At 69.5% G+C, this 24,921-nt stretch carries 20 protein-coding genes; 14 read left to right on the top strand and 6 right to left on the bottom strand.

The features are described from left to right. Positions 1–55: 55 nt before the first annotated feature. The 3 genes from ACFWIW_RS20340 to ACFWIW_RS20330 are packed head-to-tail and all read right to left on the bottom strand — an operon-like array spanning position 56 to position 2,149. Entirely contained in the window at positions 56–1,252 is a 1,197-nt protein-coding gene (locus ACFWIW_RS20340; RefSeq protein WP_378369855.1) for a cation:proton antiporter, read from the bottom strand. 6 nt (positions 1,253–1,258) lie between these two features. After that, entirely contained in the window at positions 1,259–1,741 is a 483-nt protein-coding gene (locus ACFWIW_RS20335; RefSeq protein WP_063272281.1) for a cation:proton antiporter regulatory subunit, read from the bottom strand. A gap of 15 nt (positions 1,742–1,756) precedes the next feature. Then, on the bottom strand, positions 1,757–2,149 hold the full coding sequence (locus ACFWIW_RS20330) for a DUF4267 domain-containing protein (protein ID WP_378369854.1): 393 nt from the start codon (positions 2,147–2,149) through the stop codon (positions 1,757–1,759). A gap of 91 nt (positions 2,150–2,240) precedes the next feature. Here ACFWIW_RS20330 and ACFWIW_RS20325 point away from each other — a divergent pair, with 91 nt between their 5' ends. The 12 genes from ACFWIW_RS20325 (at position 2,241) to ACFWIW_RS20270 (ending at position 21,273) form a co-directional block, all read left to right on the top strand. Further along, positions 2,241–2,819 (top strand): TetR/AcrR family transcriptional regulator, encoded by a 579-nt coding sequence (locus tag ACFWIW_RS20325; protein ID WP_378369853.1) that lies wholly within the window; start codon positions 2,241–2,243, stop codon positions 2,817–2,819. Positions 2,820–2,911: 92 nt separating this feature from the next. Further along, positions 2,912–3,616 (top strand): (d)CMP kinase, encoded by a 705-nt coding sequence (gene cmk, locus ACFWIW_RS20320; protein WP_378369877.1) that lies wholly within the window; start codon positions 2,912–2,914, stop codon positions 3,614–3,616. Next, complete coding sequence (locus tag ACFWIW_RS20315) at positions 3,613–4,281, top strand: lysophospholipid acyltransferase family protein (RefSeq protein ID WP_378369852.1); 669 nt, start codon at positions 3,613–3,615, stop codon at positions 4,279–4,281. The genes cmk and ACFWIW_RS20315 overlap by 4 nt, the downstream gene beginning before the upstream one ends. A 4-nt stretch (positions 4,282–4,285) precedes the next feature. After that, positions 4,286–5,755, top strand: a complete 1,470-nt coding sequence (gene der, locus ACFWIW_RS20310) for a ribosome biogenesis GTPase Der (protein WP_378369851.1) — start codon at positions 4,286–4,288, stop codon at positions 5,753–5,755. A 246-nt stretch (positions 5,756–6,001) separates the two neighbouring features. Then, positions 6,002–9,904, top strand: a complete 3,903-nt coding sequence (locus tag ACFWIW_RS20305) for a Pls/PosA family non-ribosomal peptide synthetase (protein WP_378369850.1) — start codon at positions 6,002–6,004, stop codon at positions 9,902–9,904. Between the two features lie 20 nt (positions 9,905–9,924). Next, on the top strand, positions 9,925–11,256 hold the full coding sequence (locus tag ACFWIW_RS20300; protein WP_378369849.1) for a M1 family metallopeptidase: 1,332 nt from the start codon (positions 9,925–9,927) through the stop codon (positions 11,254–11,256). Positions 11,257–11,441: 185 nt separating this feature from the next. Beyond that, positions 11,442–12,386, top strand: coding sequence for a hypothetical protein (locus ACFWIW_RS20295; protein ID WP_378369848.1), 945 nt, complete (start codon positions 11,442–11,444; stop codon positions 12,384–12,386). 60 nt (positions 12,387–12,446) lie between these two features. Next, positions 12,447–14,873 carry a PEP/pyruvate-binding domain-containing protein gene (locus tag ACFWIW_RS20290; RefSeq protein ID WP_378369847.1) on the top strand — a complete coding sequence of 809 codons (2,427 nt, stop codon included), beginning with the start codon at positions 12,447–12,449 and terminating at the stop codon, positions 14,871–14,873. Then, positions 14,870–15,532 (top strand): tyrosine-protein phosphatase, encoded by a 663-nt coding sequence (locus ACFWIW_RS20285; protein ID WP_378369846.1) that lies wholly within the window; start codon positions 14,870–14,872, stop codon positions 15,530–15,532. Before ACFWIW_RS20290 ends, ACFWIW_RS20285 begins: the two co-directional genes overlap by 4 nt. 135 nt (positions 15,533–15,667) lie before the next feature. Continuing rightward, positions 15,668–17,947: a glycoside hydrolase family 95-like protein gene (locus tag ACFWIW_RS20280; RefSeq protein WP_378369845.1), complete on the top strand. Its 2,280-nt coding sequence runs from the start codon at positions 15,668–15,670 to the stop codon at positions 17,945–17,947. 2 nt (positions 17,948–17,949) lie between these two features. Further along, positions 17,950–20,241 carry a glycoside hydrolase family 95-like protein gene (locus ACFWIW_RS20275; protein WP_378369844.1) on the top strand — a complete coding sequence of 764 codons (2,292 nt, stop codon included), beginning with the start codon at positions 17,950–17,952 and terminating at the stop codon, positions 20,239–20,241. A gap of 60 nt (positions 20,242–20,301) precedes the next feature. Continuing rightward, positions 20,302–21,273 (top strand): peptidylprolyl isomerase, encoded by a 972-nt coding sequence (locus ACFWIW_RS20270; RefSeq protein ID WP_378369843.1) that lies wholly within the window; start codon positions 20,302–20,304, stop codon positions 21,271–21,273. A 40-nt stretch (positions 21,274–21,313) separates the two neighbouring features. Here ACFWIW_RS20270 and ACFWIW_RS20265 read toward each other — a convergent pair whose 3' ends face one another. Then, positions 21,314–21,934, bottom strand: a complete 621-nt coding sequence (locus ACFWIW_RS20265) for a DUF3159 domain-containing protein (RefSeq protein ID WP_378369842.1) — start codon at positions 21,932–21,934, stop codon at positions 21,314–21,316. Continuing rightward, positions 21,931–23,007 (bottom strand): FAD-dependent oxidoreductase, encoded by a 1,077-nt coding sequence (locus ACFWIW_RS20260; RefSeq protein ID WP_378369841.1) that lies wholly within the window; start codon positions 23,005–23,007, stop codon positions 21,931–21,933. The genes ACFWIW_RS20265 and ACFWIW_RS20260 overlap by 4 nt, the downstream gene beginning before the upstream one ends. A 92-nt stretch (positions 23,008–23,099) precedes the next feature. Here ACFWIW_RS20260 and ACFWIW_RS20255 point away from each other — a divergent pair, with 92 nt between their 5' ends. Next, positions 23,100–23,708 (top strand): TetR family transcriptional regulator, encoded by a 609-nt coding sequence (locus tag ACFWIW_RS20255; RefSeq protein ID WP_378369840.1) that lies wholly within the window; start codon positions 23,100–23,102, stop codon positions 23,706–23,708. Between the two features lie 43 nt (positions 23,709–23,751). Beyond that, positions 23,752–24,465, top strand: coding sequence for a MerR family transcriptional regulator (locus tag ACFWIW_RS20250; protein ID WP_378369839.1), 714 nt, complete (start codon positions 23,752–23,754; stop codon positions 24,463–24,465). On the opposite strand, the gene ACFWIW_RS20245 is transcribed toward ACFWIW_RS20250, so the two are convergent. Beyond that, on the bottom strand, positions 24,447–24,881 hold the full coding sequence (locus ACFWIW_RS20245; protein ID WP_378369838.1) for a MarR family winged helix-turn-helix transcriptional regulator: 435 nt from the start codon (positions 24,879–24,881) through the stop codon (positions 24,447–24,449). The genes ACFWIW_RS20250 and ACFWIW_RS20245 overlap by 19 nt on opposite strands. Between the last annotated feature and the right edge of the window lie 40 nt (positions 24,882–24,921).

The following is a 24,921-nucleotide window of genomic DNA, read 5'->3' as shown; positions in this document are numbered from 1 at the left end:
GCGAACTCGTGAGTGGTAAGGACGGTTCTAACCGTCCTTACCACTCACGAGCCGGCTAGCCGGTCTGGGAAGCGGGGGTCTTCGAACCGAAGGGCTTTCGTTGCAGGGCGCGGGCGACCGGTTCGACGATCCGCGCGGCCGTCGGGCCGAGGATCGCCATCAGGAGCACGTACGCCGTCGCGAGTGCCGCGAGTTCGCCGGTCACCGCGCCCGCCGCCACCGCCAACCCGGCGATGACGATCGAGAACTCGCCTCGCGCGACCAAGGCGGCCCCGGCGCGGGCCCGGCCCATCTTCCCGATGCCTTGCCGTCGCGCGGCCCACCAGCCGGTGCCGACCTTCGTGAGCGTGGTCGCGACCGCCAGCACGACCGCCCAGCCGAGCACGGGCGGGATCGAGGCGGGGTTCGTGTTGAGCCCGAACACGACGAAGAACACGGCCGCGAAGAGGTCTCGCAGCGGTTCGAGCATGTGCGTCGCGTTCTCCGCCGTCGAACCCGAGATCGCGATGCCGAGCAGGAACGCGCCGACCGCGGCCGAAACCTGCATCGCCGAAGCGACCCCGGCGACCAGCAGTGCCGCGCCGAGGACCTTGAGGAGGAACACCTCGCGATCCGGGCTGTCCACCGCGGCGGAGACGTACCGGCCGAACTTCAGCGCGATCACCAGGACGACGGTGATGACCATCAGCGAGATCCCGACCGCCTTCAGCCCGCCGAGGAAGCTGACCCCGCCGAGCACCGCGGTGAGGATCGGCAGGTACAGCGCCATCACCAGGTCCTCGAACACCAGGATCGACAGCACCACCGGGGTTTCCCGGTTACCGAGCCGGCCGAGGTCGCCGAGCACCTTCGCGATGATCCCGGACGACGAGATGTAGGTGACGCCTGCCATGACGATCGCGCCGATCGGCCCCCAGCCGAGGATGAGCGCGACGATCGCCCCCGGCGCGGCGTTGAGCACGATGTCCACGACACCCGCCACCCACGAGCGTTTCAGCCCGGTGAACAGTTCGGCCGCCGAGTACTCCAGGCCCAGCAGGAGCAGCAGCAGGACGACACCGATCTCGCTGGCGAGATGGGTGAAATCGCCGATGTCGCCGAGCGGGATCAGCCCGCCCTGCCCGAAGCACAGGCCACCGATCAGGTACAGCGGGATCGGGGACATCCCGATCTTCCCGGCGAGGCGTCCCAACGCGCCCAGCCCGAAGAAGACCGCCCCGAGTTCGATCAAGGACAGTGCGGTGTGATCCATCCGCGATCAGCCGTACTTCAAGATCTTGACGGCGGCCTCGAGACCTTCGGAGGTGCCGACCGCGACGAGCACGTCGCCCGCGGTGAGGTTGAAGTCCGGGTTGGGGGAGGGGTGGACCTGACCGGCCCGCATCACCGCGACCACCGAGACGCTCGTCCGCGTGCGCATGGCGGTGTCGCCCAGCGTCCGCCCGTCGAACGGCGACGACGCCTTGATCGGCAGCTGTTTGGTGTTGATGCCGGGCAGGTCCCGGTGCTCTTCGGTGAGCTGGGCGACGAGCTGGGGCGCGCCGAGCAGATTCGCCAGCGCGCCCGCCTCGTCGGTGGTGAGCGGAAGTGACGCCAGGCAGGCGTCGGGATCGTCCGTTTTGGACACGATCAGCTCGACGTGTCCATCGCGATGGGTCACCACACCGACACGACGGCCGTTGCGGGTGGCGAAGTCCTTACGGACGCCTATTCCGGGGAGCGGGGTCACTTCGACGTTCACGTGAACAACAGTAACTCACTGTCCGTTTCGCGCCGGGCGGATCAGGAACAACGCCGAGATCACGACCATGAGGGCGCAGGTCGCGCCGTGGATGCCGAGCGCGGCGCCAACGGATCCGTTGTGGGTCAACACGATCAGCATGTCGCCGAACGGGATGAACGCCAGTGCGAGCATCGCCCAGCCCAGCGCGCGGGCGTTCCGGAACAGGATCAGCGCGAGCACCACGAGCGCCGTGCCGATGTCCCGGACGCCCTTGACCGCGAGGATCGGGTCGCCATCGGACGGCATCACCGGCAGCCCGAAGCCGCCCGTCTGGGTCGCCGGGAAGAACACGTAACCGCTCCCGAAGTAGAGGACGAAGAGCACGAGGGCGGCGGACAGGACATAAGCGATCTTGGTGCGGGTCATGGTCTCCGACTCCAAAAGCTAGCAGTGCTAGGAATGAGACGGAGATTAGCGCTAGCACTGCTAGCTTGTCTAGCGGTGCTAGCATATTCGTATGGTCACGAACCCCCGGCGCGAGCGGGATCGCTCGCAACGCGAACAGCTGATCGTCACCACCGCCCGCGAGATCGCCGAGGAGGAGGGCTGGGACGCGGTCACCACCCGGCGGCTGGCGGCGAAGATCGAGTACAGCCAGCCCGTGCTCTACAGCCATTTCTCCGGCAAGGGGGCGATCATGGCGGCCGCGGCGCTCGAAGGGTGCACCGAAATGGCCGCCGACATGCGGAGGGGTGCGAGGGCGGCGGAGGGCTCACGTGAGGCGCTGCTGCGGCTGGCCGGGAACTATTTCGACTTCGCCGACCGCAAACCCGCGCTCTACGACGCGATCTTCACCCTCGCCAGTGAGCTGAGCTTCGCCAGTCCGGACAGCCCGGCGCCGTTGAAGGACGCGTTCGGCGCCTTGCTCGAAGTCGTGGGCCCGGTCGCCGGCCGATACGACCCCGCCCTCTACACCGAGACCTTCTGGGCCGCCCTGCACGGCCTGGTCACCCTCGAACGCAGCCGCCGGCTCCCGGCGGGCGCGCGCGCGGAACGCATCGGCATGCTCGTCGACCGGTTCGCCGTGGGCGGCTGAGGCGTGTCGCGTGCCACCAGGCAGAATGGACGTCGATCAGATGAGCGACGGATGAGCTGAGGAGTGTTTCGGTGGCGGGAGCCCTGCGTGGTGTGGTCGCGATGGACGGCCCGTCCGGAACCGGGAAATCCACGGTTTCGCGGAAGCTCGCGACGAAGCTCGGCGCCGGCTACCTCGACACCGGCGCGATGTACCGCATGGTGACCCTCGCCGTCCTGCGCGCCGGAACCGACCTGACCGACGCGGACGCGATCGCCGACGTCGCCCGGAAGGCCGACTTCGGCATCGGGACCAGCCCGGACGAAGCGACCGTGACCCTGGCGGGCGAAGACGTCTCCGCCGAGATCCGCGGAGCGGACGTCACCACCGCGGTCTCGCCGGTTTCGGCCGTCCCGGCGGTCCGCGAACTGCTCGTCACCCGGCAGCGCGAGATCATCGCCGAGGTGCTCGGCCGGGTCGGCGGCATCGTGGTCGAAGGCCGCGACATCGGCACGGTCGTCTCGCCGGACGCCCCGCTCAAGATCTTCCTCACCGCGTCGGCCGAGGTCCGCGCCGCACGCCGCAGCGCGCAGGACTCCGCCGCCGGTCGCGAGTCCACTCATGCCGTCGCGAAGGCGGCGGTGGAACGGCGTGACCGCCTCGACTCCACGCGGGCGGCTTCGCCCTTGCGTGCCGCCGAGGACGCCGTCGAGGTGGACACTTCGGCGCTCAACATCGACCAGGTGATCGTCGCGCTGGCCGAACTCGCCCTGCACCGTGGTCTTCTCGAGGGCTGCCCGGCCGAGGCGACGAGGTGAGCGCGAAAGGCCTTCCCGAGGGCGCGAGCGGCCCGATCCACACGTTCGGCCGGGGGATCGCGAAGTTCATCGTCCGGCCGGCGTTCCGGGTGCGGGTGCACGGCGCCGAGCGGGTCCCGGTGTCGGGTCCGGTGGTGTTCATCGCCAACCACAGCTCGATGGTGGAACCGCAGCTGCTCTTCGGAATGTTGCCGAGGCGCACGGCGTTCCTGGTCAAGGAGGAACTCTTCCGGGGGTTCGTCGGCTGGTTCTTCCCGAAACTGGGCCAGATCCCGGTGAAACGGGGGGCGGTGGACCGCAAGCCGCTGATGGCGGCGGTCAAGGTGCTCGAGGACGGCGGTGCGGTCGGGATCTTCCCCGAAGGCACCCGCGGCCTCGGTGACGCCGAAAACTTCGAGCGCGGCGCGGCCTTCCTGGTCCGCGCCGGGAACGCGACCGTGGTTCCGGTCGCCACTCGGGGGACGTACAAACCCGCCAGCGCCAAACGGCGTTGGCGGCCACGCGTCGACATCATGGTCGGCGAACCTTTCACTCCCGCGATCGGGAAGGGAAGGACAGGGCTGGAGGAGGGAACCGAGCGGCTTCGCATCGCGCTCGCGGACCTCGTGAAGGCACTGGACGAATGGCGCTTGGAGCACGGGCTCCGAGACACGCGACAGGATTGAGAAAATGACAGAGCTTGACGGAGTCGGCGAGATCGACGGCTCCTGGTCCGACGAATCCGAATTCACCGCGCTCGACGCGCAGATCGCCGCGGGCGAGGCCGAGGAGGAGGCGCAGCTCGCGCAGCCGGTCCTCGCCGTCGTCGGCAGGCCGAACGTCGGCAAGTCGACCCTGGTGAACCGTATCCTCGGCCGCCGGGAGGCGGTCGTGCAGGACGTTCCCGGCGTGACCAGGGACCGCGTCGCCTACGACGCGTTCTGGGCGGGCCGTCGGTTCACGCTGGTGGACACGGGCGGCTGGGAGCCGGACGCGACCGGGCTGCAGGCCTCCGTCGCCGCGCAGGCCGAGATGGCGATGGCCACCGCCGACGCGGTACTGCTGGTCATCGACGCCAGCGTCGGCGCCACGGCGACCGACGAGGCCGTCTCCAAGGTGCTGCGCCGCTCGAAGAAGCCGGTGCTGCTCGCCGCCAACAAGGTCGACGACGACCGCCTCCTCGCCGACACCGCGTCGCTGTGGTCGCTCGGCCTCGGCGAGCCGTACCCGGTCAGCGCGTTGCACGGGCGCAGCTCGGGCGACCTGCTCGACGCCATCGTCAAGGCGCTGCCGTCGATGCCGCGTGACGGCGACCGCGCCACCACCGGCCCGCGCCGCGTCGCGCTGGTCGGCAAGCCGAACGTGGGCAAGTCCAGCCTGCTGAACAAGCTCTCCGGCGAGGAGCGGTCCGTCGTGGACTCGGTCGCAGGCACCACCGTCGACCCGGTCGACTCGCTGGTCGAGCTGGACGGCGAGACCTGGCGGTTCGTCGACACGGCCGGTCTGCGCAAGCGGGTCAACTCGGCCAACGGCGCGGAGTACTACGCGTCGCTGCGGACCAAGACCGCGATCGACGCGGCCGAGGTCGCGATCGTGCTGCTGGACGCCGCCGAACCGCTCTCGGAGCAGGACCTGCGGGTGCTGACCATGGTCGTCGAGGCGGGCCGCGCCTGCGTGCTCGCCTTCAACAAATGGGACCTCGTCGACGAGGACCGCCGCCACGCCATGGTCCGTGAACTGGACCGTGGCCTGGTGCGGGTGCCGTGGGCGGACAAGGTCAACATCTCGGCGCTCACCGGCCGGTCGGTGCGCAAACTCGCGCCCGCGCTGCGGACCGCGTTGAAGTCCTGGGACCAGCGTGTCCCCACCGGTCAGCTGAACGGCTGGCTCGCCGACCTCATCGCCGCGACCCCGCCGCCGGTGCGCGGCGGCAAGCAGCCGAAGGTGCTGTTCGCGACCCAGGCGGGCATCCGGCCGCCGACGCTCGTCCTGTTCACCACCGGATTCCTCGAGGCGGGCTACCGGCGGTTCATCGAACGGAAGTTCCGCGAGCGTTTCGGTTTCGAAGGCACCCCCGTCCGGGTGAATGTCCGGGTGCGGGAAAAGAAGCAAAGGCCCAAGGCGGGCGGAAAAGCGTCCGGAAAACCTAAGACCCGCTGATTTCTCACGATGTAGGTGGATATTTCACTGGGTGGACACGCCGATGACCTCGGGTTTCGGCGTGTCCGCCGGTGAGGTTCGACACTCCGCCGAGACCCTCCCGAGATATGTCGTTCACCTGCGGTAAAGTCATTGGTCTGCTAGCGGGCGCCTCATTCGGAGAGCGAGCCCGAATGACGCACTTCGCGAAAGGTGTGTGATGGGCTTGAGCGCCCATGGTTCTGTCCTGCCCGTGGTGACCGCCCGATGACACTGACCGCCGATTCCCGGCCGATCGCTTGCGTCGCCGACGTCACCGTCGCTCCCTCGCCCGCCCCCGTCGCCGACCGTGCCCTGTTCTGGTCCGGTCTCGGCGCCGGTGAGCGCACCCTGCTCGACATCCTCGCCGAGACCGCCGCCCGCCACCCCAACGCGGGCGCGATCGACGACGGCGAGAGCACGCTGTCCTACCGCAAGCTCGTCGAGGAGATCGACGCCTACGGCCGCAAGCTGACCGCCAACGGCGTCGGCGTCGGCGACCGGGTCGGCGTCCGGATCTCCTCCGGCACCGCGGAGCTCTACGTCGCGATCCTCGCGATCCTGTCCGTCGGCGCCGCCTACGTGCCGGTCGACGCGGACGATCCGGACGAGCGCGCCGAGCTGGTCTTCGGCGAGGCCGACGTCGCCGCCGTCGTCACCGATGGCGGCGCGATCACCGTCGTCGGCTCGCCGAGCGGCGTCGAGGGCTCGCCCGCGCCGACGGATGACGCGTGGATCATCTTCACCTCCGGTTCGACCGGGAAGCCGAAGGGTGTCGCGGTCTCGCACGCTTCGGCCGCCGCGTTCGTCGACGCCGAAGCGCAGCTGTTCCTCACCGAGGAGCCGATCGGCCCCGGAGACCGCGTGCTCGCCGGGCTGTCCGTCGCGTTCGACGCGTCGTGCGAAGAGATGTGGCTCGCCTGGGGGCACGGCGCCTGCCTGGTCCCCGCGCCGCGTTCGCTCGTGCGCACCGGCGTCGACCTCGGCCCGTGGCTGGTCGCGCAGGGCATCACCGTCGTGTCGACCGTGCCGACGCTGGCCGCGCTGTGGCCCGCCGACGCGCTGGAAGACGTCCGCCTGCTGATCTTCGGCGGCGAGGCCTGCCCGCCGGAGCTGGCCGAACGCGTCGCCGTCGAAGGCCGCGAAGTCTGGAACACCTACGGCCCGACCGAGGCCACCGTAGTCGCGTGCGCCGCGCAGATGACCGGCGAGGGTCCGGTTCGCATCGGCCTGCCGCTGGTGGGCTGGCAGCTCGCCGTCGTCAACGAGGCGGGCGAGCCGGTCGCGATGGGGGAGACCGGCGAGCTGGTCATCGGCGGCGTCGGCCTGGCCCGCTACCTGGACCCGGAGAAGGACGCCGAGAAGTTCGCGCCGCTGCCGTCGCTGGGCTGGCGCCGCGCGTACCGCAGCGGTGACATGGTCCGCGCCGAAGCCGAGGGTCTGCTGTTCCTCGGCCGTCTCGACGAACAGGTCAAGCTCGGCGGCCGCCGGATCGAACTCGGCGAGGTCGACGCCGCGCTCCAGGCATTGCCGGGTGTGCAGGGCGCCGCCGCCGCGGTCCGCCGCACCAAGGCGGGCAACCAGGTGCTCGTCGGGTACGTCGTGCCCGCCGAAGGCGTCGAGTTCGACCACGACGAGGCCGCGACCCGGCTGCGCGAGCAGCTGCCCGCCGCGCTCGTCCCGCTGCTGGCCCTGATCGACGATCTGCCCACGCGCACCTCCGGCAAGGTCGACCGCAACGCGCTGCCCTGGCCGCTGTCCACCGTGGACGCCGCGAAATCCGGTCTGTCGCCGACGGAGAGCTGGCTCGCCGAGGGCTGGGCGGAGATCTTGGGCGTCTCGGTCGACAACCCGAAGGCCGACTTCTTCACCAACGGCGGCGGCAGCCTGACCGCCGCGCAGCTGATCGCGCGGATCCGCACCCGGCACCCGCAGGTGTCGGTGAGCGACATCTACGCCAACCCGAAGCTCGGCGCGCTCGCGTCGATGCTGGACGCGCTGAGCGGCGAGAAGACCGAACGCCGCGACATCGCGCCCACCCCGCGCAAGGCCGGGATCATCCAGTCGCTGCTGATGATCCCGCTGATGGGCCTGGTCGGCCTGCGCTGGACGACGATCGCCGCGACGCTGTCGAACGTGCTGTCGCTGGCCGGTTTCGCCTGGGCGCCGACGCTGAACTGGGCGTGGATCGCGGCCGCGTGGATCGCGCTGTTCAGCCCGGCCGGGCGGATCGCGATCTCGGCGACCGGCTCCCGGCTGCTGCTGCGCGGCATCCGTCCCGGCAGCTACCCGCGCGGCGGGAGTGTCCACTTGCGACTGTGGACCGCCGAGAAACTCGCCGAGTTCAGCGGTGCGGACAGCGTCGCGGGCGCTTCCTGGATGACGACGTACGCCAAGGCTCTCGGCGCGCGGATCGCGAAGGACGTCGACCTGCATTCCCCGCCGCCGGTCACCGGCATGCTGAAACTCGGCCGTGGTGCCGCCGTCGAACCCGAGGTCGACCTGTCCGGGCACTGGGTGGACGGCGATCTCGTGCACATCGGCAAGATCCGGATCGGCGCCGACGCGCGGATCGGCGCGCGCAGCACGCTGTTCCCCGGCGCGCGGATCGGCAAGGGCGGGGAGATCGCGGCCGGGTCGACCGTGCGCGGCAACGTGCCGGCCGGGCAGCGCTGGGCCGGTGCCCCCGCCGCCCGTGCCACGAAGGACTCGCTGAAGTGGCCGTCGAGCCGTCCGCCGCGTTCGCGCTTCTGGTCTTCGGTCTACGGTGCGACTTCGGTCGCGCTGGGGCTTCTGCCCGCCGTCGCCGCCCTGCCCGCCGTCGCCGTGCTGGGTTACGCGATCGCCGGTGCCTCGTCCCTGGGCGCCGCGCTCGGCCAGGCGCTGCTGTTCACGCCGCTCGCGACCGTCGCGTACTTCCTGTCCTACGCACTGCTCGTCCTCGTCGGTGTCCGTTCGCTGAGCATCGGCATGGTCGAGGGCTACCACCCCGTGCACGGCCGCGTCGCGTGGCAGGTCTGGGCGACCGAGCGGCTGATGGGCATGGCGCGGGAAGGGCTGTTCCCCTTGTACGCCAGCCTGTTCACCCCGGTGTGGCTCCGGATGCTCGGGGCGAAGGTCGGCCGCAACGTCGAGGCGTCCACGGTGCTCGCGCTGCCGAAGATGACCCAGGTGGACAGCGGCGCGTTCCTCGCGGACGACACCATGGTCGCCACCTACGAGCTCGGCCACGGCTGGCTGCACGTCGCGCCGGCGCGGATCGGCAAGCAGGCGTTCCTCGGCAACTCGGGGATGGCCGCGCCGGGACGTTCGGTGCCGAAACGCGGTCTGGTCGGGGTGCTGTCGTCGGCCCCGCTCAAGGCGAAGAAGGGCTCGTCGTACCTCGGGATGCCGCCGCTGCCGGTCCGCCGGTCGGTCGGCGAGTCCGACACGAGCCGCACTTTCACGCCGCCGCTGCGGTTGAAGGTGGCCCGCGCGCTCGTCGAACTCTGCCGCATCGTGCCGGTGATGTGCGGTGTCGCGCTGACCGTGCTGGTGGCCGCGGGGATCTTCGCGCTGGCGTCGTCCTTCGGCTTCCTGGTCGCGGTGCTGCTCGGCGGGCCGCTGCTGCTCGCCGCCGGTGCCGTCGCCGCGCTGACCGCCACCGCGATGAAATGGCTGCTGGTCGGCCGGTTCCGCGCGGTCGACCATCCTTTGTGGAGCTCCTTCGTCTGGCGCAACGAACTCGCCGACACCTTCGTCGAGGCGCTCGCCGTGCCGTGGCTGATCGGCTCGCTCGGCGGCACGCCGCTGCTGCCGGCGTGGCTGCGGACCATGGGCGTCAAGATCGGGCGCGGCGTGTGGCTGGAGACGTACTGGCTGCCCGAGTCGGACCTGGTGAGCCTCGGCGACGGCGCGACGATCAACCGTGGCTGTGTCGTGCAGACGCACCTGTTCCACGACCGGATCATGACGATGTCGCCGGTGACCCTGGACGAGGGAGCGACGCTCGGGCCACACGGTATCGTGCTGCCTGGCGCGAGCATCGGCGCGCGGACGACCGTCGGACCGGGCTCCCTGGTGACCCGGGGCGACGCGGTTCCCGCCGACTCGCGCTGGCTGGGTAATCCCATCTCGGCCTGGACGAAGTAGGGAAGCGGGGTTCTTCGCGGGTGATTTCGAAGGCCTCCGCGCAGCCCTCGCCCGGCGCGGAAACCTCCGGCGACTCCTATCTGCCCCGTCACGGTAACGGCGGTTACCGGGTCCGGCACTACGATCTGGAGCTGGACTACAAGATCGGTCCCAACCGGTTGTCCGCCTCCGCGGCCATCACCGCGGAGGCGACGCAGGCACTGTCGCGGTTCACGCTCGACTTCGGCGAATTCCGGATCAACCGGGTGCTCGTCAACGGGAAACCGGCCAAGTACACGCGCCGAGCGCACAAGCTGCAGGTGAAGCCGGCGAAGTCGGTGGCGCTCGGCAGCGAGTTCCTGGTGGAGGTTCACTACGTCGGGAATCCGCGGCCGCTTCCGGGACTGTGGGGCGACATCGGCTGGGACGAACTGACCGACGGCTCACTCGTCGCGAGCCAGCCGGTCGGGGCGCCGTCGTGGTTCCCGTGCAACGACCATCCGGCGGACAAGGCGACGTACCGTGTCGCGCTCACGACGTCTTCGCCGTACCTCGTGGCCGTCACCGGGAATCTCGTCTCCCGGTACACGCGCGCGAGCACCACTCAGTGGGTCTTCGAACGGCCCGAGCCGACGCCGACGTACCTGATGAGTGTCCAAATCGGACGGTACGACGACATCGTGCTCGCCTCCGGCGGAGTCCCGCAGCGGGCAGCCGTTCCGCCGCGCCTGCGCCGGGCCTTCTCGCGCGATTTCGGGCGGCAGGGCCAGATCATGGAGTCGCTGCAGCGGCTGTTCGGGCCGTACCCCTTCGGCGAGTACGTCATCGTCGTCACCGACGACGACCTCGACGACCCGATCGAAGCGCAGGGCATGTCGATCTTCGGCGCCAACCACGTCGACGGACGGCGCACGCACGAGCGGCTCGTCGTGCACGAACTGGCGCACCAATGGTTCGGCAACAGCCTGACCGTCGCCGACTGGCGGCACATCTGGCTGAACGAAGGCTTCGCGACGTACGCGGAATGGCTCTGGTCCGAGGAATCCGGCGGACAGAACGCGCACGCGTGGGCGAAAACGTGGCACGCGCGGATGAAGGCGAAACCCGCGGACCTGCGCCTCGCCGACCCCGGCGTGGCGCGGATGTTCGACGAGCGGGTGTACAAACGCGGCGGCCTTCTGTTGCACGCCTTGCGTTGTACCGTCGGCGACGCGGTGTTCTTCCCGCTGGTGAAGGCTTGGGCGCTGGAGAACCGGCACGGCCTGGTGACCACTGCCGCTTTCGTCGCGCTCGCTGAACGCTTTGCCGGGCGGTCGCTTGCTTCTTTCTTCGATGCCTGGCTGGACGCTCCGGCGCTGCCTCCGCTTCCCTGACGCTTCGCTCCCGCGGCCTGATCGGCGCCGGATGTCCTGAAGGCCACCTTTGAGACATCCAACGTCTCAAAGGTGGCCTTCAGGACATCCGGCGAGTTGTCCACAGGCGGTGCCGGCGCGGCGAGTTGTCCACAGATTGCTGGAGGCACTGGCGAGACGCCGTCGAAAGCTCAGACGATCATGGGGTGAAAATCGGAGCGTGGGCCGACGATCCCGAACGGCTCTACCAACACAGTCGCGGTGGCGTGATCACCGTCGCCCGGCTCGTGCAGCTCGGCGTACCCGCCAGGACCTGTTATCGCCGCTGTCAACCGGGACGTACTTGGCGACGCCTGTTGCCGGGTGTGCTCCTGCTCGGCAGCGGGGAGCCTGACCACCGGCAGCTGGTGGACGCCGCGTTGCTCTACGCCGGCCGGGATGCCGTGGTCACCGGTGCGGCCGTCTGCCGCCGCCAGGGCCTGCGCTCGGTGCCCGCGGGACCGATCCATGTGCATCTACTGGTCCCGCATGAACACAAGATCAGCAGCTCTGGATTCGTGATCGTGGAGCGCACGACGCGGATGCCGCCGCGGCGGTTCGACGACGGAGTTCCGGTGGCGCCGTTCGCCAGAGCCGTCCTCGACTTGTGCAGGAGGCTCCGCTCACCAAGCGGGATCTCAGCCTTGCTCACCGAGGCAGTGCAATCAGGTGGGCTGAGTCCGGCGAAGTTGCTGGAAGAACTCGACGCGGGAAGTAATCGCGGCACGGCGATCCCACGCCAGGTACTGGGTGATGTCCTCAGAGGGGCACGGTCTGTCGCCGAAATCGACGCGATGCGCGTTTGGCGGCTCTCCGGCCTGCCCGAACCGCTCTGGAACCACGAGCTCCGAGACGAAAAGGGCGAGTACATCGCGACACCCGACGGCTACTTCAAGGAAGCCGCCCTCGCTTGGGAGATCGACTCCTATGACTTCCATTTTGCGAAGGCGGACTACGCGAAGACCTTGGACAGGAACGCCAGATACGCCGCAGCAGGGATCGCCGTCCTGCAAACGCTGCCCAGCCGTCTCAGGTCGGAGCCCGAGGCAGTCGCTCGGGAGCTTCGCCAGGCGTATGAGGCTCGACGCCGCGAATTCGATGAACGTACTTGAACTCAACCCAGGTTGAGGAGGCAAGCTCAGGCCAAGCGAACTCCCTGGGAGGTAACGAAAGTGATTCTCCAGCTCGTCGAGGCGGACGGCTGTCCGCGGGACCTCGTCGGCGGCAAGGCGGCGAATCTGGCGGCAATGATCTCGGCGGGTTTCCCGGTGCCGGAGGGCTTCTGCGTCACGACCGCCGCGTACCGGCAGGTGCTCGCGGACGATATGGAGGGACGGCCGGACGTGCCGCTCCCGGCCTGGCTCGAAACCGGGATCGTCGAGGCGTACGAACGGCTTTCGCGGGACGGTCCGGTCGCGGTGCGGTCGTCGTCGACCGCCGAGGATCTGCCGGACGCGAGTTTCGCCGGGCAGTACGACACTTTCCTCGGCGTCCGGGGTGCGGACGAGGTGCTCGCGGCCGTGCGCCGGTGCTGGGCTTCGTTGTGGTCCGGCCGGGCGGTCAGGTACCGCGCGGCGCACGACGCCGATCGCGCTCCCGCGATCGCGGTGATCGTTCAGCGAATGGTCGACGCAGAGTGCGCCGGGGTGTTGTACACGGCGAATCCGGTTTCGGGCAACCGGACCGAAATCGTCGTCGACGCCGCGCCCGGATTGGGTGAGGCGGTGGTTTCCGGTGCGGTGAAGCCGGACCACTACCTGCTGAGTTCCGAAGGCGCAACGGGCGAGGGCTGCCTGACGCCGTCACAGCTGGGTGAGCTCGCGGCGGTCGGCAGAAGGCTGGAGAAGCATTTCGGCGCGCCGCAGGACGTCGAGTGGGCGTTCGACGGCGACGGTGAACTGTGGTTGACCCAGTCGCGGCACATCACCACCCTGTTCCCGGTCCCGGAGAGCGAGGGGGAGCCGCGCGCGTACTGGTCGGTCAACGTCTACCAGGGGATCGATCGCCCCTTCACGCCGATGGGCGCGTCCATGATCCGGGAGCGCCAGCGTGGGATGGCGACGTACATGAGCGCGCTCGGCTTCTCCGACGAGATCATCGACGTGGACGGGTGGCTGTTCTGGGACATCACCGACGGCGTGCGGAGCCCGGCGAAGCGGCCGCAGATGGCCGCGTTCATGGACAATCTCGCGGCGCCGTCGGGCAAGCTGGTCGAGCAGCTCGGCCGTGACCAGCGGTTCCCTTCCGTCCCGGACACACCGCCCAAGAAGCCGCGACGCCGCTGGGGACGGATGCTCTTCGCGTGGCTGTGGCCGGATCAGGCCCGCGCCAAGGTCGTCCGCGACGCCGAGCGACGGCTCGCCGCTTTCGCGGGGCCGGCCGAAGCGACGGCCTCGGAACGACTGTCCTTTGTGGATTCCGTCCGGCGCGACGTCTGCCGGATCGAGGCGGATCTCCCTCGTGACGCCAATACCGCGGGCGGGTCCGGCGGGCAGTTGGCCGGGCGGTTGCTTCGTGGCTATGTGGACGAGGAGGAGATCGCCACCGTTTTCCGTGGTGTCCCGCACAATCCGACCACCGAGATGGATCTGGCGTTGTGGCGCACGGCGGAGACGATCCGGCGTGACGACGAGGCGTCCGGGCTGCTGCTGGACACCGCGCCCGGCGAGTTGGCCGCCAAACAGGTCGCGGGAACCCTGCCGGACGTCGTCCAGCACGGCGTCGCGGCGTTCCTGGCGGAGTACGGTTGCCGTGCCACCTCGGAGATCGACTTCGGCGTACTTCGCTGGGCCGAAGATCCCGAGCCGGTTTTCGCGATGCTGGCGAATCTGCTGCGTGCGGAAGGTGAAGAGCAGAACGCGGAAACCCGCTTCGAGCACGCGGCCGCGGCGGCCGAGGCGCGGATCGTCGAACTCACCGGGCGGCTTCCGGTGACCAAAGCGCACCGCGCGATCTTGGGTCGCTTCCTGCTCCGCAGGTCGAGGCGATTGCGCGGACTGCGCGAGTTCCCGAAGTTCTGTCTCATGCGCGGTTTCGCCGCGCTCCGGAAGCAGTTGCTCCTCGTCGGCGAGGAGATCGTCGGGCTCGAACAGGCCGATGACGTGATGTTCCTCGACCTCGCCGAGGTTCGGGAAGCCTTGGACGGCAGGGATTTCCGGGCGACCGTGGCGCGACGGCGGGAGATCTGGGAGCGGGAAGCGCGGAGGCCGCGGGTGCCGTCGGTCCTGCTTTCCGACGGAACCGTGCCCGCCCTCGAATCCGACGCGGGCGAAGGTGACCTCACCGGGCTGGCCGCGGCGGCCGGGACGGCGACCGGCCGGGCGAGGGTGATCCACGATCCCGAGGGGGCGCGGATCGAACCGGGCGAGATCCTGGTCGCCGCGACGACGGACCCCGGCTGGACGCCGCTGTTCCTGACCGCGGCCGCGCTCGTGACCGAAACGGGCGGGATGGTCTCCCACGGCACCACCGTGGCCAGGGAACACGGGATCCCGGCCGTGGTCGGCGTGCCCGGCGCGACCGTGCTGATCACCACCGGCCGGGTGATCACCGTCGACGGCTCGGCGGGGACGATCACGTTCGGCGAGGAGTCCCGGTGACTTCCGCGCTCACCGGCGCGTTCAACTTCCGCGACGCGGGCGGCGGGCCGATCCGGCGGGGACGGCTGTTCCGCAGCGACACCTTGCAGGCCCTGACCGGGACGGACGAAGAGCTCCTGCTCGACCGGTTCGGTATCGAGGGCGTCCTCGACCTTCGTTCCAGTGCCGAGACGGTCGGCGCGGGCCGGGCGGAGTTGCCTGGCGTCCGCTACGTCAACGTGCCGTTGCGGACCGTCCAAAGCGGACAGTCGAACGCGCTGGAGGAGATCTACGCGGACCATCTCCGGCACGACGACAACCTTTCGGTCGCCATCGAGATCCTGGCGGTCCTGCTGGCCCGGCCCGTCGTGGTGCATTGCGCGTCGGGCAAGGACCGGACCGGGATCGTCACGGCCCTCGCGCTCGGCCTCGCCGGGGCACCGCGGGAACTGATCGTCCAGGACTACCTGCGCAGCGCGTACAGCCTTCCCCGGGTGATCGAGCGCTTCCGTTCGCTCCGGTTGCCGGAGGAACTGTTCCGGTGCACCGAGAGCACGATCAACGCCTTGCTGGACAGCGTCGAGGACGATTTCGGAGGCTTCGCCGGCTGGGCACGGCAGCGCGGCGTGTCCGGCGCGGCGGTCCGGGCACTGAAGGCGAATTTACTCAACGGTACATGAATTGTCCGATGAGACATCGGATGTCTGTACCGCTGCGCGAGTGAAAGGGGTGGCCAAAGCTCGACTATTTCTGGAAACATGCCGGTCGCCAGGACTTGATCTGCGGTAAACGTAGTATGAATCTGGAGGCGACCCATGGCCGAGCTGTCCAGGCGATCGATGCTGAGGGTCGCGGCGGGGGCGGCGGCGCTCGGCGGGCTCTGGGCGCAGGGGGCGCCACCGGCACTCGCCGGGCAAGACGTCCATCGCCGGATCGTCGACGACGCGCGCATGGTCTGGAAGCGGCTGCCGACGGGCTGGCAAGAGGGTCCGTTCCTCGCCAACGGCTTCCTCGGCGTCCAGTTCTACGCGGGGGCGCGGCCGAACGTCCTCAAGGTGATGCTCAGCCATTCCCGCGTCCAGGACCAGCGCGGGCAGTGGGAAGCGGCCATCGGGTATTCGCGCCTCCCGATCGGCTACCTCACCCTCACCTTCGAGGGCGCGATCACGGCGGTGGACTGGCACCTCGACCTGTACAACGCCGAACTCGGCGGCACGATCACCACCACCCGCGGCTCGGTGCGCTTCTCCGCGCTGGTCCACAACGACCAGGACCTCCTCCTCGTCTCGCTCACCGGGGAGGCGGCAGCGGAGTGGGGGTTCACACCGCTCGAGTCGGCGACGACCAGGACGATCCGCAAACCGCCCGAGTACACGGCCAATCCCGATCCGAAGCTCGCCAGTGCGGGCGCCGTCCGGTACTGCGAGCAGCCGCTCCACGCGGGAGGTGGGTACACGACGGCCTGGCGTGAGCGGACCATCGGCACGCGACGGCTCCTGGCGGCGACGGTCGCGTACGGGTTCCCCGAGCCGACGCACACAGCGGAGGCGATCACCAGGGTCGATCGGGCGTCGGCGACGATCCCGGACCTGCTCGTCGCCGGCCATCGGCGCTGGTGGAACGCCTTCTATCGCCGCAGCTTCGTGTCCATTCCGGACAAACGGATCCAGCGGTTCTACTGGATCCAGCTGTACAAGACCGCGTGCGCCACCCGCGCGAACGGGCCGGTGGTCGCCGAATGGGGGCCGTGGTTCCCGGAGGTCGGCAACAGCTGGACGGCGGTGTGGTGGAACTTGAACGTCCAGGTCACGTATCCGATCGTCAACAGCAGCAACCATCCCGAACTCGACGCCGTCACCGCGACCTTCCGCCGCGACCACGCCAACCTCGAACTCTCGGTGCCTCCCGCCTACCGGGACGGCGACACGTACGCGCTTTCGCATCCTGGTGACTGGCGGCTGCGGCCCGGCGGCACCCGCGCGGTCGGGATCCCCGGGCCCGCCACCAAGAACGACCAGACCGGGAACCTCATCTGGGGCCTGCACAACGTCTGGCTCGCGTACCGGCACAGCATGGACCAGAAGGTCCTGCGCGACGTCCTTTATCCGACACTGGCCAAAGCGCTCAACTACTACCGGCATTTCCTCGCGACCGGCCCGGACGGTGCCCTGCATCTGCCGATGACGCGGTCGCCCGAGTACGCCGACGCGGCCGACTGCACCTACGACCTGTCGTTGATCCGCTGGGCCGCGCGCGCCCTGGTCGAATCGGCGGCGAAGCTGCGGATCGACGATCCGCGGGTGCCGGCGTGGCGGGAGATCGGCGAGAAACTGGTGCCGTACCACCAGGATCCCGCCCAAGGCGTGATGATCGGCGACGGTGTCCCACTGGCCGGCTCGCATCGGCACTTCTCGCATCTGCTCTGGCTCTATCCGCTGCGTGAGAAACTCTGGGACCGTCCCGGCGACCGGGATGTCATGCGCCGCACGTTCGCGCATTGGGCGGGCGCGCAGGAGAAATGGCACGGCTACAGCTTCGCGGCGGCGTCGTCGATGAGTTCCGTGATGGACGAGCCCGAGGAAGCGTTGCGCTACCTGAAGATCTTCCTCGACGGCACCGTCGTCGACAACACCCAGCTGACACCGAACACGATGTACCGCGAGGGGGCGAACCTCGCGATCGAGAGCCCGATCACCGCCGCGCAGTCCATTGTGGACATGCTCCTGCAAGGTGACCACGGCGTGCTCAAGGTCTTCCCGTCGGTCTCGTCGGCGTGGCCGGACGCGTCCTTCGAAAGCCTGCGCACGGAAGGGGCGTTCCTCGTGGACGCCTCCCGCCGGAACGGCGCGACCGAATGGATCCGCGTCCGCAGCGAGGCGGGGGAGCCGCTCACCCTGCGGCACGGGATACCGGGCGACATCGAGGTCCGTGACGCGCGCGGACGGCGGATTCCTTGGCGTCACACGGGCCCAGGCACGATCTCGATCCCGCTCCGCCGCGGCGGGACGGCGGTCGTCGCGCGGCGCGGCGCGCGTCCGGACCTGGAGCCGCGTGACGTACCTGGTGACCGTGGAACTCCGGCATGGGGAGTATGAGCATGGACATCACTCGCAGGACTGTGCTCGGCGGGGCGTTGGCCGGTGTGGCCGCGGCCGGATTCGCGCCGTCCGCGTCGGCGGTGGAGAACGACTTCGCGCTCGGCGGCCTCGACTGGCCCGGTTTCCTCGGCACGGCCGACCTGATCTGGCGCCGGATGCCGAAGACCTGGTACGAAGGCCCCTTTCTGGGCAATGGTTTCCTCGGCTCGGGCATCTACGCCGAACCCGGCCGGAACGCCGTCCGGTTCAACGTCCAGCACAGCGAGGTGCAGGACCACCGGCCGGAGTTCGGCTCCCTGTTCGGGCTCGCGCGGCTGCCGATCGGGTATTTCACCCTCGAACCGGTCGGCGCCATCACCGGGATCGACTGGCGGATGGACCTCTGGAACGCCGAACTCAGTGGCACGATCACCACGGCCGCGGGCAGCCTGTCGCTGCGGGCTATCGTCCACACCGGACGGTCGCTGCTGGCCGTCGAGGTCGAGCCGACCGAGGGGGAGCGCGGATTCGGATGGGTCTTCCATCCGGCAGAGGCAGTGAGCCCGAGAACGGATCCGAAGTTCGGGAAGCCGCCGCCCGCCGGGTATGTCGCCAACCCGCCCGCGAGCCTGGAAAGCAGTGGTGACAGCAGGCTTTCCGTGCAGGGCCTGCTGGCGGGCGGTGAGCATGTCACGGCGTGGCGCGAGGTCGCCCAGGGCTCGAAGCGGACGCTGTACACGTCCGTGGCCTGGTCGTATCCGAAGAGGACCGCCGCGCGGGAGGCGTTGAAGACGATCCGTCACGCCGAGCCGTTCCCGGTGCTGGTGGCCGGACACCGTCGCTGGTGGCACGACTACTACCGGCACGGCTTCCTGTCCATTCCGGACACCCGGCTCCAGAGCTTCTACTGGATCCAGCTGTACAAGATCGCCTCCGCCGCGCGCCGGGAGGCGCCGGTGATGGCGACCTGCGGGCCGTGGCTGGAACCGACCCCGTGGCCCGCGACGTGGTGGAACCTCAACGTCCAGCTCGAGTACTGGCTCATCCACGGATCCAACCACCTCGAACTGGACGCCGTCGGCCACGCGCTCGGCAAGTACCGGGCGAACCTGACCAGCCAGGTCGCCGAGCCGTACCAGCACGACTCGGCGGGCATCCCGCGTACGACGGACATGAACCTGCTCAACGGCGCCGTCGGGACGAACGCGGGGTTCCCGGTCGGCATCCCGGGCAAGGCGACGCCGACACCGGAGGTCGGGAACCTCACCTGGGCGCTGCACAACGTCTGGCTGTCCTATCGGCACACGATGGACCGGCGTCTCCTGCGGGACACCCTGTTCCCGTTGCTGCGCAAGGCGATCAACTACTACCTCCATTTCCTGGCCCCCGGGGCGGACGGGAAGCTGCACCTTCCGGCGACGTTCTCCCCGGAGTACGGGGTCAACGCGCCCGACTGCAACTACGACCTCGCGCTGATCCGGTGGGGCTGCAAGACCCTGCTGGAGTCGGCGGCGGAACTGCGCGTCGACGATCCGCTCGCGCGACGGTGGCGGGAGGTCCTGGCCACGCTCGTCCCGTATCCCGCCGATGCCAACGGCTACATGATCGGCGCGGGGGTGCCGTTCGCGAAGTCGCATCGGCACTACTCGCATCTGCTGCAGATCTACCCGCTGTACGAGATCACCTGGGAGCGGCCGGAGCACCGGCGGATCATCGAGACCTCGCTCGACCACTGGGTGGGCTTCGAGGGGGCGTTGCAGGGATACACGTTCACCGGTGCCGCGTCGATGTCGGCGCAGATGCTGCGCGGCGAGAAGGCGGAGTTCTACCTCGGCGAACTGCAGCGGCGCTACATCCAGCCGAACACGATGTACAAGGAATCCGGCCCGGTGATCGAGACGCCGCTCTCGGCCGCGCAGTCGCTGCACGACATGCTCGTGCAGAGCTGGGGCGGCGTGATCCGGCTCTTCCCGGCCGTACCGGCGAAATGGGCGGACGCCGCGCTGCGCGACTTCCGCACGGAGGGCGCGTTCCTGCTCAGCGCCTCCCGGCAGGGCGGGAAGACGCGGTGGGTCAAGATCACCAGTGAGGCGGGGGCGCCGTGCGTGCTGCGGACGGACCTCGACGGGGAGCTGACCGTCCGTGACCGGTGGGGGAGGTCGAAACGCTGGCGGCGGCTGCCGAACGGGGACGTCCGGATCGAGCTGCGGCGCGGTGAAGAGGTCGTCGTGCACCGTGCGGGCGACCGGCCGGACTTCGAGATCCGGCCCGTCCCGGCGAACGGGGACGGCGCGCCGTGGGGGATGCCGTGACCTGCTGAACGGCGATACGCGAGAGTGTTCCTGTACTTCCTCCGGACGACAGGAGCACCGATGTCCCAGCCGCCGCAGCCGGGCGAGCCCGAAGGCCAGGCGCCCGACCCCGGCCCTCAGCCGGGGCAGCCGTACCCGCAGCAGCCCTATCCGCAGCAGCCGTACCAGCAACAAGGCTGGTACGGCGCGCCGCAACAGCCGCCGCCGTCTTCGAACAAGACGGCGCTCTGGGTCGGGCTCGGGGTGCTGGGACTCGTCGTGGTGGTCGCCGTCGTGGCGATCCTCGGGTTCGTGGCGCCTGGGTTCTTCCTGCCGGATTCGAAGGGCGACAGCGCGGTGGCGTCGTCATCGTCGGCTCCGACGTCCAGCTCCCAGGAGGACACGGCGACGCGGAGCCCGGTGAACATCCCCTCCGCCCGCACCGAGCTGCCTAAACGCTCGACGCCGCTCGCGGATCCGACGGACTGCGCGTACCCGGCGGATTCCACCGGTCCGGTACCGAAGAAGGCGAACCCACCAGCGGCGGGCCCGACCCCGGCGTCCGGCACGATGGCGGTCACACTCAAGACGACGGCGGGTGACATCGGGCTGACGCTGGACCGCGGGCTCGCGCCGTGCACCGTGGCGAACTTCCTTTCGCTGGCGCAGCAGGGGTACTACGACGGCACCTCGTGCCACCGGCTCGGCGTCTCGGAGCTGCAAATGCTCCAGTGCGGCGACCCGGAAGGCTCCGGGATGGGCGGACCGGGGTACACCATTCCGGACGAGGCCTTCCCCGAGGCCAGGTACGGCCGGGGCATCCTCGCCATGGCGAAGAAGCAGGCGCCGGACTCGGGCGGCAGCCAGTTCTTCATGGTCTTCGGTGAAGCGGAACTGCCGCCGGACTACACGGTGTTCGGCAGCATCTCGGACGCCGGTCTGCAGACACTGGACAAGGTCGCGCGCGGTGGCGTGGACGACGAGAAGGGCCCCGGCGACGGGACGGGACCGCCGCGGATCGAGGTGAAGTTCCAGTCGATCGCGGTGGGCTGAGCGCGCGGTTGCCAGGAAAGGACCTTTCCTGGCAACCGGGTCAGCCGGCGGTCCGCGGCTCCACGCGCAGGATCCGCCAGCACAGGTAGAGGCAGACGCCCGCCGCGGGCGCACCGCCGAGCAGGGTGGCGGCGATGCCGAGCGGGATCACCGTCCCGGCAAGGTACAGCGGCACCAGCGCCGCCGTGGCGATCGCGAACTTCGCGAGGAACACCGCCGTGCACAGGTAATACCGCCGCCGCTGCCGTCGATCACGCCGCCAGGTACGGCGTTCGCCGCGGAGCCTGCCCAGCACCAGGCCGACGACCGGCCGTCGTACCAGGATGGATACTCCGAACAGCACGCCGCCGCCCGCCTGCCAGAGGACCGTGCTCAGGTAGAAGTCGGCCGCGTGCCCGGAATTCCCGGCCAGCAGCGCGGACACCCCGACCACGATCACCCCGATCGCCGGTTGCCAGACCTTGCGGTCGGTGAACAACCGCACGACGGCCAGCACGACCACGCCGCCGACGGTGATCAGTGCCGACGTCAGCACCTGCCCGGTCACCAGGTACGCGACGAGGAACAGCACCCGCGACGCGACACCTTCGGCGACCGTGCGCCAGCCGCCCACCGCGCTGAACAACGACAGCGACTTCTGGGTCAGCATGCCGAGACTCATGCGCTCACCTTCGTGAAACCGTCGCGGCGCATCGTGTCCTCGTACCGGCCGATCGCGTCGAGCAGGCCGAGCCGTCCTTGGTGTGCTTCGGCCAGCGCCTCGCAGAGACGGCGCGCGTCCCGCATCGCCAGATTGCCGCCGAATCCCGGCGCCAGGTGGATGGCGTCGCCGAGGAGCGTCACCGGACGTGCGGGCCAGACCGGCGGTGGCGGAATCATGCCGCCGCGCAGCGCGACCGTGAAGTCCGGCCAGGCTTCGCCGACGATCGTCCGCAATGCTGGAGGCAGCTCCATGGCCGGCTCCCGTGTGGCGGGCAAGGCCCACATCACGTAGTCCTCGATTTCGGCCGCGGTGCGACGCAAGGCGGGCAGCCATCGTTTTCGCGCGGCCGGGGGAGCCTCGGTGAACCGCAGCACGCCCAGCACCATCGTCGTGCCGTGGAGGTGGACCCGGGCGGGGCTGTCTCCGATCAGGCCGGGCAAGCCGGTGCCGAGTACGGCGCGCAACGGGGTCGCGCCCATGATCATCCGGCGTCCCGTGTCCACCACCCGCACGTCGGGCAGATACCGGCGGCGGACCGCCGAGCCGATCCCGTCCGCGCCGACCAGGACGTCCGCGGTATCGGTGCGGCCGTCGGCGAACCACGCCCGGACCGTGCCGTCGGCACGCCGCTCGAACCGCGTGAACTCCGCCCCGAACCGGACCACGTCGTCGAGATCCGTCAGCAGCACCGCTTTCAGCAGTGGCCGATGGACCTGCCTGCCAGGTCTGGCCCGGCCCGCCGCGCCGTCGCACGGCCGAGCGCCCGTGACCGCGAGCTCTCCGTCCGAACAGGACAGTTCCAAGGTCTGCTCACGCGGTCCTCCCGTGGTGGCCTCGACCATCGCGAAATGGGCCGGTGGCAGGCATGCGCGTAGAGCCGACATGCCGCGCTCGTCGACGTGCAGGCTCACGCCCTGTGGACGTCCGGACGCGGCGTCCCGCTCGTACACCACGACGTCGACGCCCGCCCGGCGTAACCCGTGAGCGAGCGTCAGCCCGCCGAGACCGGCACCGATCACGATCACCTTCATCGCGCCACCCCATTCTTCACCGCCTGATGAAGAACACGGTACCGGCAAACTTCATCGAGTGGTGAAGAAATCGGTGTTAGGCTTCGGCCGTCATGACAGAAGACGAGAACAACCGCCGTCCCGGGCGCTGGCGGTCCGGTGTGGAGAGCAAGCAGCGGATCCTGCGGGTCGCCCGCGAGCTGTTCCATGAGCACGGCTACGGCGGCACCACCGTGCGGATGATCGCCACCGCGGCGGAGGTCGACCCGGCGATGGTGTTCTACTTCTTCGGTACCAAACAGGGCCTGTTCAGCGCCGCGATCGAGATGTCCGGCGACGTTCCGCCCGCCGTCGAAGCGCTGTTCGACGGCGATCTCGGCACCATCGGCGAGCGTGTCGTCCGGACCCTGGTGGAGAACCTCGACAAGTCCGACCGCACGCCGTTGATGATGCTGACGAGGTCGGCCCCCGCCGACCCGCGGTCCGAGGCGCTGTTGCGCGAGTTCATCGACCGGGAGATCACCGGCAGACTCGCGGCGCTGCTGGACACCCCGGACGCCGCGATCCGGGCGGGCATGGTCAACGTGCAGATCCTCGGGCTCGCGGTCGCCCGGTATCTGGTGCGGATCGAGCCGATCGCGTCGTCGTCCGTCGACGAGCTGGTCGCCACGTTCGGCCCGCTCGTGCAGCACTGCCTGACGGGACCCGCGCCCTCGTCGTGATCGCTCTTGTATCTCCCCCGAGGGGAGGTGCGAGGGTAGGCGAATGGACGACCCCCGGTACTCGATCGGCGAGCTGTCCCGGCGGACCGGGCTGACGGTCAAGGCCATCCGCTTCTACTCCGACCGGGGCATCGTGGCCCCGTCCGGCCGCACCGCGTCCGGGCATCGCCGCTATGACGTCGACGCGCTCGCCCGCCTGGAGCTCGTGCGCACCCTGCGTGAGCTGGGACTCGACCTGGCCACGATCCGGAAGGTCGCCGAAAGCGAAGCCGCCCTTCCCGACGTCGCCGAGGCGCATATGCGGGCGCTGGAAGCGCAGATCCACGTGCTGCGTCTCCGTCACGCGGTGCTGAAAGCCGTGACCCGGCGCGGAGCCACTCCCGAGGAGATCACTCTCATGCACGACCTGGCCAAGCTGACCGAGGAGGAACGCCGCCGACTGATCGGCGACTTCCTCGACGCCGTCTTCGGCGGTCTCGAGCATCCCGGATTCGCCGGGATCGCCCGCACGCTGACGCCAGAACTGCCCGAAAGTCCCGCGGCCGAACAGGTCGACGCCTGGGTGGAACTGGCCGAGCTGGCCAGGGATCCGGATTTCCGTGCCCTCATGCGACGTCTCGCCGAAGGCTACGAAGCTGCCCCGCGGCGAGATCTGCCCTGGCTGGACAGCGCCGACGATCCCCGGCGGGTTCGCTATCTCGAACTGCTCGCCGTGATCAACGGGTGGGCGGCTCCCGATCAGCGCCGCGTGCGCTGATCCGGCGAGAGGAGCTCGGCCAGCCGGAGGGTGTCTTCGAGGTAGCGCTCGTAGGGGAAGCCCGCCGCGACGAGGGCGGTGCGGAACTCGTCGTAGAGCGGTTTTCCGGCGGCGTGGAAGGCTTTCCGGCCGGCCTCGGTGAGGCGGACCAGCCGTCGGCGCGCGTGTTCGGGGTCGACGGTGATCAGTACCAGGCCGTCCGCTTCGAGTGGGCGTAGCGCCCGGCTGATCGCCGGGTCGGACACCGAAAGCGCCTGTGCGAGCCGATGCTGCGTCGCCGGCTCGATCTCCTCCAGCGTGCCCAGAAGCCGTATCTGGCTGTAGGTCAGGCCGTCGGCGTCTTCGGTGCGCCGCCGGGCGTTCTCGCCCAGCAGCATGACCACGCGATGCAACAGGTCTGCGAGTCCGTCATCCACGAGGGTCACTATACCTCATTGTTGACGAGTTAATATTAAC

Origin of the sequence: Amycolatopsis sp. NPDC058340 (assembly GCF_042723975.1) — a bacterium.
Lineage (GTDB): Bacteria > Actinomycetota > Actinomycetes > Mycobacteriales > Pseudonocardiaceae > Amycolatopsis.
Note: the sequence above shows the minus strand (reverse complement) of the source record. Positions and strands in the feature narration are given on the sequence as shown.